Here is a 223-nt window from a genome sequence, read left to right as displayed (position 1 = left end):
AGCCACACCTCCACCCACGGCGCCTTCGGCTCCCTCGCTCACGGCATCGGCACCTCCGAGGTCGAGCACGTGCTCGCGACCCAGACCCTGATCCAGAAGAAGGCCAAGAACATGCGCGTGACCGTCGACGGGCAGCTGCCCGCCGGCGTCACGGCGAAAGACATTATCCTGGCCATCATCGGCGAGATCGGCACCGCGGGCGGCACCGGACACGTGATCGAAT

General features: G+C 66.8%; 1 protein-coding gene. It reads left to right on the top strand.

Annotated features, from left to right (window positions below; all coding sequences use genetic code 11):
• The coding region (locus E4K09_RS07625; protein WP_244610408.1) for an aconitase family protein at window positions 1-223 on the top strand (223 nt) is incomplete at both ends.

The organism is Microvirga pakistanensis, assembly GCF_004458765.1.
Taxonomy (GTDB): Bacteria; Pseudomonadota; Alphaproteobacteria; order Rhizobiales; family Beijerinckiaceae; genus Microvirga; species Microvirga pakistanensis.
Note: the sequence above shows the minus strand (reverse complement) of the source record. Positions and strands in the feature narration are given on the sequence as shown.